General features: G+C 43.7%; 7 protein-coding genes. 5 read left to right on the top strand and 2 right to left on the bottom strand.

Annotated features, from left to right (window positions below; translation table 11 throughout):
• Positions 1-72: 72 nt before the first annotated feature.
• Complete coding sequence (locus tag MUN53_RS03620; RefSeq protein ID WP_243323450.1) at positions 73-960, bottom strand: AraC family transcriptional regulator; 888 nt, start codon at positions 958-960, stop codon at positions 73-75.
• Between the two features lie 168 nt (positions 961-1,128).
• Here MUN53_RS03620 and MUN53_RS03615 point away from each other — a divergent pair, with 168 nt between their 5' ends.
• The 5 genes from MUN53_RS03615 (at position 1,129) to MUN53_RS03595 (ending at position 13,371) form a co-directional block, all read left to right on the top strand.
• The gene (locus MUN53_RS03615) at positions 1,129-2,502 is read left to right on the top strand and encodes a sugar porter family MFS transporter (RefSeq protein ID WP_243323449.1); all 1,374 of its coding nucleotides are present in this window, start codon (positions 1,129-1,131) and stop codon (positions 2,500-2,502) included.
• Between the two features lie 24 nt (positions 2,503-2,526).
• The gene (locus MUN53_RS03610) at positions 2,527-5,805 is read left to right on the top strand and encodes a DUF5107 domain-containing protein (protein WP_243323448.1); all 3,279 of its coding nucleotides are present in this window, start codon (positions 2,527-2,529) and stop codon (positions 5,803-5,805) included.
• A 314-nt stretch (positions 5,806-6,119) separates the two neighbouring features.
• Positions 6,120-8,855: a glycoside hydrolase family 2 protein gene (locus MUN53_RS03605; RefSeq protein WP_243323447.1), complete on the top strand. Its 2,736-nt coding sequence runs from the start codon at positions 6,120-6,122 to the stop codon at positions 8,853-8,855.
• A gap of 18 nt (positions 8,856-8,873) precedes the next feature.
• Positions 8,874-11,678, top strand: a complete 2,805-nt coding sequence (locus MUN53_RS03600; RefSeq protein ID WP_243323446.1) for a sugar-binding domain-containing protein — start codon at positions 8,874-8,876, stop codon at positions 11,676-11,678.
• Positions 11,679-11,931: 253 nt separating this feature from the next.
• Positions 11,932-13,371, top strand: a complete 1,440-nt coding sequence (locus MUN53_RS03595; protein ID WP_243323444.1) for a DUF1080 domain-containing protein — start codon at positions 11,932-11,934, stop codon at positions 13,369-13,371.
• Positions 13,372-13,542: 171 nt separating this feature from the next.
• Here MUN53_RS03595 and MUN53_RS03590 read toward each other — a convergent pair whose 3' ends face one another.
• Positions 13,543-15,066: a GH3 auxin-responsive promoter family protein gene (locus tag MUN53_RS03590; RefSeq protein ID WP_243323442.1), complete on the bottom strand. Its 1,524-nt coding sequence runs from the start codon at positions 15,064-15,066 to the stop codon at positions 13,543-13,545.
• Positions 15,067-15,141 lie beyond the last annotated feature (75 nt).

Here is a 15,141-nt window from a genome sequence, read left to right as displayed (position 1 = left end):
AGAATCTAAGGTTGTTGACCTTTTGTAGCTCCTATCGTCGCTAAGATAATAAAAATTCAGACTTATACCTCATTATCCTTTCTTCATTTTTTTATATTTCATTGGAGACATGCCCATTACTTTATGAAACAGACGAGAAAAATAGTAACTGTCTCCAATACCGATCTTATAGCAAATCTGATTGATTTTCATATCTGTAAAATCGAGTAACTGACATGCTTTCTGTATCTTAAGCTGATTAAAATAAGTCAGTGGCGGATAACCGGTTCGTTGATTGAACAAAACAGAAAAATGAGAAGGCGAATAACCTATATGCTGAGCTATTTCACCTAAAGACAGTTTCTTTTCGATATTCTCCTTCATAAAATGAATGGCAGCCGTGATGATATCAGTCTTTTCTTTATCTCCTGATGCCACATCCCTGTACTGTTGTAAATAGCGCAAGGTACCTAAGTAATGATAAAAGATCGAACAAGCATACAGTAAGTTTTCACGACTGTATCCCATCTCCAAGGTATGAAAAATCTCTTCAAACAAATCGATCCGATTACTGATACGAGAATGAATACCGGGTTTGATTTCAATCGGAGAAGCGGCCTGACGGGCAAATTCTGAAGCTAACTTACCTTTGAAGTGAATCCAATAAATTGTCCATGGATTTTCTGTATTGGCGCCATAAGCATGCGGTTCACCGGCAGGCAAGATAAAATATTGGTTGGAAGTAATCTTATATTCATGGTCACGTAACCGATACCAGCCTTCGCCTTCCATACAATAGATAAAGACATACTGATCGATCGGTTCTGTCCGCTCCCGAAAATGATGCCAAGCCTTTGGATAATACCCAATGTCTGTTATATACAAGATAGAAGCTACCACATCTGCTTCCAATTCTTTGACAATCGAAGCAGGAAGGACTAAGGCTCGTTCTCCGTTGAATCCGTCTTTTCGTTTGATCATGTTTTCCATGGTTTGATGTTCTATCTGCAAACATACGACATTTATCGAAAAATAGTCCATCTTCACCGATAAATTATCTATTCCTTGTTTGGTAGAAATGGCGTTAATTTGCAAATGAGTTCTAACCTGAAAAACTCAAAAACTAATCAACGTATAAACTTAGCTTTTATGAAACAAACAACAGCTTATTTACTTCTGATTTGCCTGGTATCGGCAATGGGAGGATTGCTCTTCGGTTACGATTGGGTAGTCATCGGAGGAGCAAAGATTTTTTATGAACCTTTTTTCCAATTGGAGAACTCGGCTGCTTTACGGGGATGGGCCATGAGTAGCGCTCTCATCGGTTGTCTGGTCGGAGCCTTGTTATCCGGTAAATGGAGCGACCGTTACGGACGAAAGAAGATGTTGATCATGGCAGCCTTCCTGTTTATCCTATCAGCAGTCGGAACCGGAGCTACCAGTGATTTCAATTGGTTCATCATCTATCGGATTATCGGCGGACTGGGAATCGGTATTGCTTCGAATGTCTCTCCGGTCTATATTGCCGAAGTATCACCTGCCTCCATCCGCGGAAAACTGGTTTCTCTGAATCAATTGACAATCGTACTAGGAATCTTATTTGCTCAGATAGCTAATTGGTTGATTGGAGATGGTTTTACAGCTCCAGACGGAACGCTGACTGCCGATGGTATCGAATGGGCCTGGCGCTGGATGTTTTGGGCAGAATTAATACCGGCTGTATTGTTCTTTATCCTGGCTTTCATCATTCCGGAAAGTCCCCGCTGGCTGGCCGCTTTCGGACAAGAAGAGAAAGCCCGGCGGATCTTGGTCCGGATTGGCGGAGATGAATTTGCCGAACAGACTTTAACCGATGCCAGACAAGCTACACAAACAAAGACAGAAGAAGTACATTGGAAAGCATTGGCCAAGCCAGATGTCCGAAATGTATTGCTTATCGGAATCGTCCTGGCCATTTTCCAACAATGGTGTGGCATCAACGTCATCTTTAATTATGCTCATGAGATCTTTTCTGCAGCCGGTTATGCCGTATCGGATGTATTGATGAACATCGTTGTCACAGGAATCACCAATGTAATCTTTACGTTCGTTGCCATTTACACCGTTGATAAACTCGGACGGCGCAGTCTGATGCTGATCGGTTCAGCGGGATTGACACTTATCTATTTGATATTAGGGACCTGCTATTACTTCGGATTCAGTGGATGGCCCATGTTATTACTGGTTGTTTTAGCCATTGCCTGCTACGCCATGTCGTTAGCTCCGGTAGTATGGGTTGTTCTTTCTGAAATCTTCCCGGCACGTATCCGAGGAATGGCCATGGCTTTATCCACCTTCTTCCTGTGGGTTGCCTGTTTTATCCTGACTTATACATTCCCAATCTTAAACGAAACAGCCGGAGCTTCAGGTACTTTCTGGCTCTATGGTCTGATCTGTCTGGCCGGAGGCCTGTTTATCCGTATAAAGCTTCCTGAAACAAAAGGGAAAACACTCGGTGAGATTGAGAAAGAATTAGTGAAATAAAGAAATCGATAAAATCCAATTTATATGTCAACAGCAGTAAAAGTGTGGGAAGAAGATATTGTTCTCCCAACCTATGAAGCCGGGAAACCGGAAAAAAGTCCTATGTTTCTGGAAAAACGTGTTTACCAGGGAAGCAGCGGAGTCGTTTATCCGTATCCGGTCATTGAGAAGATCTCTGATACATGTACGGACAAGACGTATCATGCCTTGTTTCTTGAAAACGAATATATCAAAGTAATGATCCTTCCCGAACTGGGAGGTCGTGTCCAAATGGCCTATGACAAGATCAAGCAACGCCATTTCATCTATTACAATCATGTCATCAAACCGGCATTGGTAGGATTGGCCGGACCTTGGATTTCAGGAGGTATCGAATTCAACTGGCCTCAGCATCATCGTCCAAGTACCTTTATGCCGGTAGATTATACCATTGAACGGAAAGAAGAGGGCAGTGCCATCGTTTGGGTAAATGAACGGGAACGGATGTTCCATCAAAAAGGAATGGCAGGATTTATCCTACGTCCGGGTCGGGCTGTTCTGGAAATTCAGGGAAGACTTTATAATCCAACACCAATCCCACAGACGTTTTTATGGTGGGCAAATCCAGCAGTAGCCGTCAACGAACATTATCAGTCTGTCTTTCCAGGTGACGTACATGCGGTATTCGATCATGGGAAGCGAGATGTTTCCCGTTATCCGATCGCAACTGGTACTTATTATAAAATGGATTATTCGGCAGGAGTAGATATTTCCCGATATAAGAATATTCCAGTACCGACTTCTTATATGGCAGTCAATTCCAAGTATAACTTCGTAGGCGGATATGAGAATGATACCCGCGCCGGTGTTCTGCACGTAGCCAATCACCACATCTCTCCGGGAAAGAAACAGTGGACCTGGGGAAATGGAGACTTTGGTCAGGCTTGGGATCGTAATCTGACAGATGCAGATGGCCCATATATCGAACTGATGACAGGTGTTTATACGGATAACCAACCCGACTTCACCTGGTTGCAACCCTATGAGGAGAAAACATTCACACAATACTTCATGCCTTATCGCGAATTGGGAGTCGTTAAGAATGCGTCTTCAGACTTACTGATGAATCTGGAAGAGACAGACGGAAAAGCTGTCTTGAAATTATTTGCTACCCGCTATCTGCCCAATGTACGGATAAGCATCCAGCAAGCAGATCATGAAGTATGGCATCACATCATTACCCTTTCTCCGGAAGAAGTCTTTGAACAACAGGTTCCGGTTACCGACATGAAAGCGGTGAAAGTATGGATATATAACGAAACAGGGCGCAAGATTCTGGATTGGGAACCCGAACCGGATGGCGTAAAAGAATTACCCGATCCTGCCAAAGCTGCCCTCGACCCGAAAGATGTGCCTACTATCGAACAATTGTATCTGACAGGATTACATCTGGAACAATACCGTCATGCAACTTATTCTCCGGTAGATTATTACCAGGAAGCCTTGAAACGGGATCCGTTGGATGTACGTTCAAACAACGCCATGGGACTTTGGTTGATCCGGAAAGGACAGTTTGCGAAAGCTGAACCTTATTTGCGGAACGCCATCAAACGACTGACAGAACGGAATCCAAATCCGTATGACGGTGAACCATCTTATAATCTCGGATTATCTCTGAAATATCAGGGAAAATTAGACGAAGCCTACGATGCCTTCTACAAAGCCTGTTGGAACGGAGCCTGGCAAGATGCCGGATATTTCTCGTTGGCTCAGATCTCTGTTATCCGAAAAGATTGGGAAAATGCTTTGTGTGAAATCGACAAATCCTTGTTACGAAACTGGCACAGTCTACGCGGACGCCACCTGAAAACAGCCATCTTACGTCTGTCGGGTAAAACAGAAAAAGCCTTGCGCTTAGCTGAAGAATCCCTGCAAATAGATGCATTTAACTTCGGTTGCCTGTTCGAGAAGTATCTATTGACACAGGATGAGAAAGTGATGGAATCGTTCGAACAAATCATACGCCACGATGCCCACAATTATGAAGAATTAGCCACCGACTATATCTCTGCCGGTTTGTGGGATGAAGCCAAGGCGGTAATTACAACAGCCCTGGCAAACGTGACTGACAGCCCGGTGATGCTTCTTTATTATTTCGCTTGGTGTCAATTACAGACTGGGGACAATGCCATGGCGACAGCTGCTATCCAAGATGCAGAATTTTCGCCTATCGACGGATGCTTCCCCAACACCTTGGAAGCGATTCTTGCCTTGCAAGCTATCATCCGTCATAATCCGAAAGCTTCCAAAGCTTTGTATTATCTGGGAAATATCTGGTACGACAAACGGCAATATGCAGAAGCAATTTCGGCTTGGGAAACTTCGGTACAGATCAATGATGCGTTCCCAACAGTTTTACGTAACCTGGCTTTGGCTTATTTCAACAAACTGGGACGGAAAGAAGAAGCCGTCAACCTACTGGAAAAGGCTTATGCGTTGGATCCTTCCGATGCCCGCCTGCTGATGGAACTGGATCAGTTACATAAACGCATGAACTATAATCATAACCAGCGTTTCAACTTCCTGAACCAGCATAAAGAGATTGTCACCCTTCGGGATGATTTATATCTGGAATATGCCACTTTGCTCAACCAACTGGGACGGTATGAAGAAGCGATCCAATGGATTGATGCCCGGAAATTCCATCCATGGGAAGGAGGAGAAGGCAAAGTAACGGCACAATATCAGCTGGCACGTCTTGAATTGGTAAAGCAATATATGAAAGAAGGCCGGTACGAAGAGGCATTGACCCGTATCAACGAATGTTATGTTTATCCACATCATCTGGGAGAAGGGAAACTACAGGGCGCACAAGAGAATGATTTCAACTACTACAAAGGTTGTATCCTTGATGCGATGGGACGTACTGCTGAAGCAAAAACTTGCTGGGAAGCTGCCACCCAAGGTAACCGCCAACCTGCAGCTGCCATGTATTACAACGACCAGAAACCGGATAAGATTTTCTATCAAGGCTTAGCCTTACTCAAATTAGGACGCACAGACGAGGCGAAAGGCCGTTTCCATGCCTTGATCGATTACGGAGAGAAACATCTTTTCGATATATTCAAGATGGATTATTTTGCCGTTTCTTTACCAGACTTACAGATCTGGGAAGATGATATGGGCAAGAAGAATGTCATCCACTGTAATTACCTGATGGGATTAGGTCATTTAGGATTAAGGGAAACCTCGATGGCTCGCACTTACTTGGAAGAAGCCTATCGCTTGGATAATAATCACCAAGGGGTGCAATCACACCTTTAGGAAATAGAAAAATGGAGCTTCTGACGTTGTCGGAAGCTCCAAAAATAGAAAAGTGATGCTTCTGACATTGTCGAAAGCTCCAAAAATAGAAAAGTGATGCTTCTGACATTGTCGGAAGCTCCAAAAATAGAAAAGTGATGCTTCTGACGTTGTCGGAAGCTCCAAAAATAGAAAAGTGATGCTTCTGACGTTGTCGAAAGCACCAAAAATAGAAAAGTGGGGCTTTTGACGTTGTCGGAAGCTCCAAAAATAGAAAAGCGGAGCTTCTGACGTTGTCGGAGGCACCCATAATCCATATTTAATAAGAAGAATTTATGAAACTGATTCGTTTATCATTAACGATATTTGCCTGTTTATGCAGTATCACCGCCTTCTCAGAATCTATTGATCTGTCCGGACTATGGCGTTTCCAATTAGATCCGATGGGATTCGGGAAAACACCTGGGTCGGAACTCTATCTAAGCAAACTGACAGAAAGTATTGTCCTGCCGGGTTCAATGGACGAAAGCGGGAAAGGTATACCTAACGCAGTTTCTCACGTGGACCGCTTGAGCCGAAAGTTTGAGTATTGCGGTCAGGCATGGTATCAGCGGGAAGTTGAGATTCCGGAATCCTGGCAAGGAAAAGAAATCATACTGACACTGGAGCGTTGTCATTGGGAAACGAGTGTATATGTGGACGGCGTTCCGGCTGGAACAGATGAACGCCTCTCAACTCCCAACCGTTTTATCTTAACCAAACAACTGACTCCGGGATTACATACTTTGACAATTTGTGTGGATAACCGGTTGAAATATCCGATGGATCAATGGGCACATGGAACAACCGAATATACACAGACCAATTGGAATGGTATAGTAGGAGACATGAAGCTGGAAGCTAAGCCGGCTTACTATCTGGCAAACGTACAAGTAGAACCGGATATCCAACAAAAGAACGTACGGGTTCGTTGTGCATTCCATACAGGAGGGAAAAGCGGACAAGGTAATCTGACATTGACCGTTAAAGACCAGTCAGGAAAGAAAGTGGCCGAATCAACAACACCGGTCACATTCCAAGGGAAAGAAGATGGGGTGGAACAAACCTTATCACTGGGAAAAACAATTGCCTTGTGGGATGAGTTTTCTCCGGCTTTATATACATTGGATGTCTCTTTATCCACAGATGCCGGACAAGACAGCAGAAGTCTTCGTTTCGGTATGCGCAAAGTAGAACAAGGAAAGCATCATATTCGCTTGAACGACCGGGATATTCACCTGCGAGGAGTCTTGGATTGCGCCGTCTTTCCACTCACCGGTTATCCTTCAACGAACCCTGATGATTGGAGACGTATCATGGGAACCATCAAAGAGTATGGTTTCAATCATGTCCGTTTTCATTCCTGGTGCCCACCTGAAGCTGCCTTTACGGCCGCTGATGAATTAGGTTTATACCTGCAAGTAGAGCTTCCGATGTGGATCAAGGATGTAGGAAAGTATCCAGCTCGCCAGGATTTCTTTGAGCAGGAGATGTATGCGATCCTGAACGAATATGGTAATCATCCATCTTTCTTATTATTCTGTAATGGAAACGAAAATGAAGGAGATTTCGCAGTATTGGAAGATTTGATCCAAAAAGGACAGGCATATGACGATCGCCACCTGTATGCTGCCTCAACAGCAAGAACACATGTCAAATCGGATCAATATTATACCTCTCACGTAACCCAAAAAGGTTGGATTACTGTCTATGAAGGGAAACCAGGTACAGATTGGGACCGGAACGAGACATCCGATATAGATGTACCGGTTATTGCCCATGAAACCGGACAACGTTGTATGTATCCGAACTTCCAAGAGATAACGAAATATACAGGAGTATTGGAAGCCCGTAACTTCAAGGTATTCCAGGAACGTCTGACAAAGAACGGAATGCTGCACCAGGCAGATGAGTTCTTCCGGGCAACAGGTGCTCATACGGTATTGCAATATAAAGAGGTGAACGAAGCTTTGTTGCGGACATCCAAATCAGGAGGTTTCCAATTGTTAGGTTTATCCGACTTCCCCGGTCAGGGAAGTGCCTTTGTCGGTATTCTGGATGCGTTTTGGGAAAGCAAAGGTCTAGTATCTCCTGAAAAGTATCGTGAATCATGTGCTCCGATTGTCTTGCTGGCTCGTTTTCCGAAACGGATTTACACCGAAAAGGAAACGTTTAGTCCACGGATGGAAATTTATCAATTCGGAGAAAAAGATCTGAAACCTGGAAAGATGAACTGGAAACTGACTGATGAAGGCGGGCACGTAATCGTTCAAGGGAAATTAGCCCATGCTACCTTAAAGACCAGTCAGGTAGATTCATTAGGAGAAGTAAATGTTTCCTTATCCGCTATCCGTAAAGCTGGGAAATATACATTTCAGGCAGAGATAGCCGGTCATATTCGAAATGAATGGGACATCTGGGTATATCCGACTGCCGGAGATCCGTTACAAGATCTGAAACTGACACGAAATTGGCAAGAAGCCAAAGTCAAGCTGGAAAAGGGAGAATCCGTTTGTTTCGTACCGGATTCCATCCTTGGCAGAAAAGCTCAATTCGCCAGTCATTTCTGGAATCCGATTATGTTCAACTGGGATCCGATGATTGTGGGAACGAGTATTCATCACCAGCATCCGGTATTCCGCGATTTCCCCACGTCTTATTATGCCGATTGGCAATGGTGGGACATCCTGAATTATGCCGGAGCTATCGATTTGACGACGTTGACCGGACTGACACCTATCATCCAAAGCGTAGATACTTATGAAGTCAATCGTAAATTAGGTATTGCTTTTGAAGCGCAGGTAGGAAAAGGAAAACTGTTCTTCCTGAACTTGGATCTCTCGAAAAAGATGGACGAACGTCCAGCTACCAAGCAATTGTTACGGTCGATCAGTCAATATGTCCGTTCGACAGACTTCCAACCGTCAACAACGATTCCTTTGTATCAATTGGATGCACTGTTTGCTCCTGATGCCACCCAGGAAAAGCAAACACAAGGAAATGCAGCTATTCAACAATTATTGAATCAATAACCCTAAAATCAAATTTATATGAAACACACCCGTTTATTATGGGCGATACTCGCCTGTCTATGTAGTTTTACAGCCTTTTCGGCATCCATTGATTTGTCGGGCAAATGGCGTTTTAAATTAGATCCGAAAAATGAAGGGATCGAACAGGAATGGTTTAGAAACCGTTTGAGAGACAAAATCCAACTACCTGGTTCTTTACAGGAACAAGGATATGGTTATGATGTTGATGTGAATACGAAATGGACGGGGCAAATTGTAGATCAATCTTGGTTTACAGCTCCTGAATACGCTAAATATCGGGAAAAAGGGAATGTAAAAGTTCCCTTCTGGTTAAATCCAGAAAAACATTATGTAGGTGTTGCCTGGTATCAGCGGGATTTTGTAGTTCCGGCAGATTGGAAAGATGCGCCTCTGGTATTGACATTAGAACGTACTCATTGGGAAACGACCGTGTATGTTGACGGCGAAAAGATAGGAGAGAGCAATGCGTTGCTGGTTCCACACCGATATGTACTGAACCAAATAAAACCGGGAAAACACTCTTTGACCATTCGGGTCGATAACCAGGTAAATATCCCGGTAGGAGTCAATGCTCATAGTGTGTCAGATCACACCCAAAGTAACTGGAATGGCATTACCGGACAAATCAAACTGGAGAAGAAATCTTCGGTTTATCTGGACGATGTACAGATTTATCAGGATATTCAACAGAAACAGATACGTATCCGCATGGCTTTTGCCGGCGCAACAGCCAACCAACAGGCAACCGTTCGTCTGCAGGCTTTTAATCAGTCGGGAAAGGCAGTATCCGCTTCTCAGGAAGAATCGTTGACAATCGCACAAGGTGTTTCTTCAGAAGCGAACCTCGCATTGGATAAGACTGTACAACTTTGGTCCGAATTTACACCGGCAGTCTATACTTTGCAAGTATCCGTTTCATTACCCAACGGAACGAGTGATGAAAAGAAGATTGATTTCGGTCTGCGTGAATTCAAGCCAAACGGAACACGCTTTGAGGTGAATGGTACGCCTATCTTCTTGCGTGGCACATTGGAATGCTGTATCTTCCCGTTGACAGGTTATCCGGCAACAGATGATGCTTATTGGGAAAAGATTTATTCGGCTTGCCAGGCTTACGGATTAAATCATGTACGTTTTCATTCCTGGTGCCCGCCGGAAGCGGCTTTTCGGGTAGCCGATCGTATGGGTGTCTATTTGCAAGTTGAATGCGGTGGCTGGGCAAATATCGGTAACGGGGATTATTTGGACAAATGGTTCTATGAAGAAGGTGACCGTATCTTGAAAGAATATGGCAACCATCCGTCTTTCTGCCTGATGAATTATGGAAACGAACCTTCTGGAGCCAACCAGGAAAAGTATTTGTCGGACTTGGTAGCTTATTGGAAACAGAAAGACAACCGTCGGGTTTATACATCTGCGGCTGGTTGGCCTTATGTTCCCAATGCTGATTATTGGAACCATGCAGCACCACGTATCCAAGGTTGGGGTGAAGAGCTGAAAAGCCGTATCAATGCCAATCCACCGACAACCGATTATGATTTCTGGCCAATAATTAAGAAAGATATGCCGACTGTAAGCCATGAGATCGGACAATGGTGTGTTTATCCGGATTTCAAAGAAATACAGAAATATACCGGAGTCTTAAAGGCGAAGAATTTTGAGATCTTTCAAGAGACTTTGGCAGAAAAGCATTTGAGTGACTTGGCCGATGAATTCCTTTATGCTTCCGGTCGTTTACAGACTTTATGCTATAAGGCAGATATTGAAGCAGCCTTACGAACACCCGGATTTGCCGGATTCCAGTTACTGGACTTACACGATTTTCCGGGTCAAGGTACTGCACTGGTGGGCGTTCTGAATCCTTTTTGGGAAAGTAAAGGATATGTAGAAGGTGAGGAATACAGCATGTTCTGTAATCAGACGGTTCCATTGGCCCGTTTACCCAAGATGGTCTATCTGAACAACGAAAGTATGAAAGCTCCGCTGGAATTTGCTCACTTCGGTGCTGAACCGCTAAAATCGGCTTCTATTTACTGGAAATTGGCAGACAAGAAAGGAACAATTCTCCAGTCAGGTTCCTGGACAAAAGACCTGCCTGTCACCAATTCTATCTGGATTGGAAATATGATCTGTGATCTTTCATCTGTCAAGACACCGCAGGAATTGATCTTGACGGCGGGAATAGAAGGTACGAAAGTTCATAATGAATGGCATGTCTGGGTCTATCCGACAGGAGAAAAGGAAATCACGAATGCACCTTATATGACAAATGTATTCGACCAACAGGCTATCGACCGCCTGGAGAAAGGCGAGAATGTCTTGTTATGTGTATCCCGTGGTGCATTGCGTCCGGAAAAAGGCGGTAATATCAAAGTCGGTTTCTCCAGTATCTTCTGGAATACAGCCTGGACAAACAAACAGGCTCCGCATACATTAGGTATTTATTGTAATCCTTCTCATCCGGCATTGTCGTTATTCCCAACGGAAAAATACAGTGATTATCAGTGGTGGGATATTGTCAGCGACTGCGAAGCTATCGTCATGGATGATTTTCCGGCAGAATATCGTCCGGTTGTTCATTTGATCGACGACTGGTTTACTAACCGGAAACTGGGATTATTGTTTGAGGCAAAAGTTGGAAATGGCAAATTGATGGTCTGTGGAGCCGATTTGTTGAAACCGGAAAACGGACGTATGGCACGCCGACAATTCAAACAAAGTATCCTGAATTATATGACTTCTGACCGCTTCGCCCCAACGACAACATTAAGCGTTGAAGAGATTCGGAATCTATTCAATTAAACTTCAGTAAGTCAATATTATTCAAGCAATTGAGGATAGTATAAGGAGTTTACATACAACCTTTACTATCCGTTAATAAAAAGATAGGCATCTTTTTCTAAATTCATGCCTATCTTTTTATCATTATGCCTACCTTTTGATGAATTCATGCCTACCTTTTTGGGTGCTGGTAGAAACAGGTCCGGATTATAGAACACTTATCTGAAAAATTTATAACTTGCGACGCTATTACAGATCTTAAAATAATTCTTTTATGAACAGACATTATTTCAAAGGGTGGGCAATAACCTGCCTGCAACGGATAGGAATCGTGGCAATAGCTTGTATCGGATTCCTGACCGCTTGTACACAGTCGCGTACGACTCAGACTTTAGACCGGTTTACAAATGCCCAACAGGAAACATTGGAGGGAAATGAACTGAACGTTACAGCAGGAACATCGTGGTTGGCAGAAGGGGATTACAAGAACTTTATCCTAAAAGGGGAAGCTCTGACCCAATCGGACGGAGATGCCAGATTGCGTTTTCACACAGACGGGAAAACGGGATATGATGTGATTTTCCATAACGGACCGATTGACGGTTCACGTAAAACGGGCAGCTTGGCTTCAGTTCGTAATCTATATCGTTCATTAGCTAAAGATAATACTTGGTTTCCCTTCGAAATTGCCGTACGGGGAAAGAACATAACGGTTTCTATTCAAGATACGACAGTGGTATGTTATACCGAACCGGCTCAGCCTTATCGGACGGAAGAACATGCCGGACAACGATTAAACCATGGGACCATCGCTTTATGCGGTGTACAGGGAAATGTATCATTCCGTAATCTCCAGATTACTCCGCTTCCGGATGCTGCCCGGAATACATGTGATACCATGCCAGCTATAGACGAACAGCAGGATGCTGTAATCCGATTCCAGCAACAGGATTTCCCGGTCATTGATTACCATGTTCACTTGAAAGGAGGACTGACAAAAGAAATGGCACAGGCAATGTCCATGAATTATGGTATCAACTATGGAGTAGCTCCCAATGCAGGAGAAGGAGGTGTTGGCCGTATGTTGGCTAATGACGATGAAGTTTACGCTTACTACGATGAGGTAAAAGACATGCCTTTCCTATGCGGAGTACAAGGAGAAGGACGAAAATGGACAGCAACGTTCTCGCAAGAAGCTTTAGGAATCTTCGATTATCTCTTTACGGATGCCATGACAATCGTTGATCACAAAGGCCGTCTCTCGCGTATCTATCGCCCGGAAGAAGTACATTATGATGGAATCAGCAAAGAACAGTATATGGATCACCTGGTAGATCAAACAGTAAAGATCTTAACGAATGAACCGGCTGATATCTTTGCCAATCCGACATATCTGCCCGAAGATATGCAAGCCGACTATGATACATACTGGACCGACAAGCGAATCAATCAGGTGCTGGATGTTCTGCAAAAATATCAGATAGCTCTCGAGATCAATGCCCGCTATCGGATTCCCAGTCTGAAAATCATCCGTATGGCAAAAGAGAGAGGTATCAAGTTCACTTTCGGAACAAATAATGTGGATGCTAATTTCGGTAAGCTTGAATATAGCTTGGAAGCCGTTCAAGCCTGCGATCTGACACCAGATGATCTCTGGTTCCCGACGATGAGTATCCGTCGGACTCGTCCGGTTGTTATCTACAATAAGTTCTAAACATATATACCTTTTATATCCGATATATACCATTCTAGATAAAAAGGCGGTGTAACTGAAAAACAAATCCAACGAGAATCGTTTTCATTTCTCGTTGGATTTGTTTTTGATTCCTATAAGTTTTATCAACAGAAGATACGATTCGGTTTATCGGAATCGTATATCCTGTTATTATTCTCCCATTTGCCTGTTAATAACCAACAGTTCATCTAGGATTTTCCGGTCGTTCGACAAGCGGGGAATCTTATGTTGTCCGCCCAGCTTTCCTTTACTACTCAACCACCGATAGAAACAACCTTCATGGGCAGCAATCACCTCCAGTGGCTGCAAAGAAATTTCCTTATACCGTTTGGCCTCATAATCGGAATTGGCATGTTGGAGAGCTTCATCCAACAAAGAGGCAAATTGCGTGAGTGACTCTGGAGCCTTTTCAAACTCAATCAGCCATTGATGACGACCTTTCGCCCGATCAAGCAGGAACAAAGGTGCAGCCGTATATTCTTTTATCCGAGCCCCTGTGGCTACACAAGCTTCATGCAATGCCCGGTCGGCATTGTTGACCATCAGTTCTTCCCCAAACGCATTGATAAAATGTTTCGTACGTCCTGAAATCACAAACTTATACGGGGAAACGGAAGTGAAACGAACCGTATCACCGATTAAATAACGCCATAAGCCACCAGCCGTAGAAATCACCATTGCATAATTCTTGCCGACTTCCACTCCGGTCAAAGGAATAACCGACGGATTCTCAGAGTCGAGTTCTGCCATTGGTATAAACTCGTAAAAGATTCCATAATCCAACATCAATAATAATGAAGGATCGGACGGATCATCCTGAATACCAAAGAAACCTTCAGAAGCATTGTAGGTTTCCATATAGTGCATTTTATCGGAAAGGATAAGAGATTTATATGCTTCCCGATAAGGAGTAAAACTGATACCTCCGTGAAAAAACACCTCCAGATTAGGCCAAACTTCCGTCAGATAAGTCTTCCCGCTCTTCTTCAGAATTGCCTTGATCAGGACCAACATCCACGAAGGAACACCCGAAAGACTATTGACATCTTCCCGCCAGGTACTTTCTACGATTGCCTTGATCTTACTTTCCCATTCATCCATCAGGATGATTTCTTTCCGAGGTACACGAACCAGATTTACCAAGGGATTCAGGTTCTGGAGCAAGACCGCCGACAAATCTCCGCAATGAATTTGGGCATTTATCGGAGACGGACTATGACTTCCACCCAATATCAAACCTTTCCGACGGAAAAAATGGCTGGAAGGATTGTTACGCAAATATAAGCAGACGGTATCGAAGCCGCCTTGGTAGTGACATTGTTTCAGTATTTCAGGAGTAACAGGTAGAAATTTACTTTTATCACTGGTTGTTCCACTACTCTTTGCAAACCAATGTACCATTCCAGGCCATAATACATTCGGTTCTCCACTCAACATCCGTTGAATATCCCCTTTTAACTGATCATAGCACTGTACTGGGAAACGGTTTTTATAATCGTCATATCCCGCCACGTGCTTATAATCATATTTCTTTCCCCACGAAGTGTTCTTTGCCTGCTCAAGTAACCGACGGAGCTGTTGCTCTTGTATGTCTCCCGCTTCCATGGTATATCGGTCAATTCTCTTATTTCGTGGCTTAAAGAACTGATATATGAAGTCTGTCAGAAAATCCATAGCCTATTTTTATATTCTAGGGGAACAAAGGTAATTATTCTCCTTTTATTTTTACCTTTGTGAAGAACAAAAAGA

This window comes from Parabacteroides faecalis (genome assembly GCF_022809355.1).
In the GTDB taxonomy this organism is placed as follows: domain Bacteria; phylum Bacteroidota; class Bacteroidia; order Bacteroidales; family Tannerellaceae; genus Parabacteroides; species Parabacteroides faecalis.
This window is presented reverse-complemented; position numbering and strand designations above follow the sequence as displayed.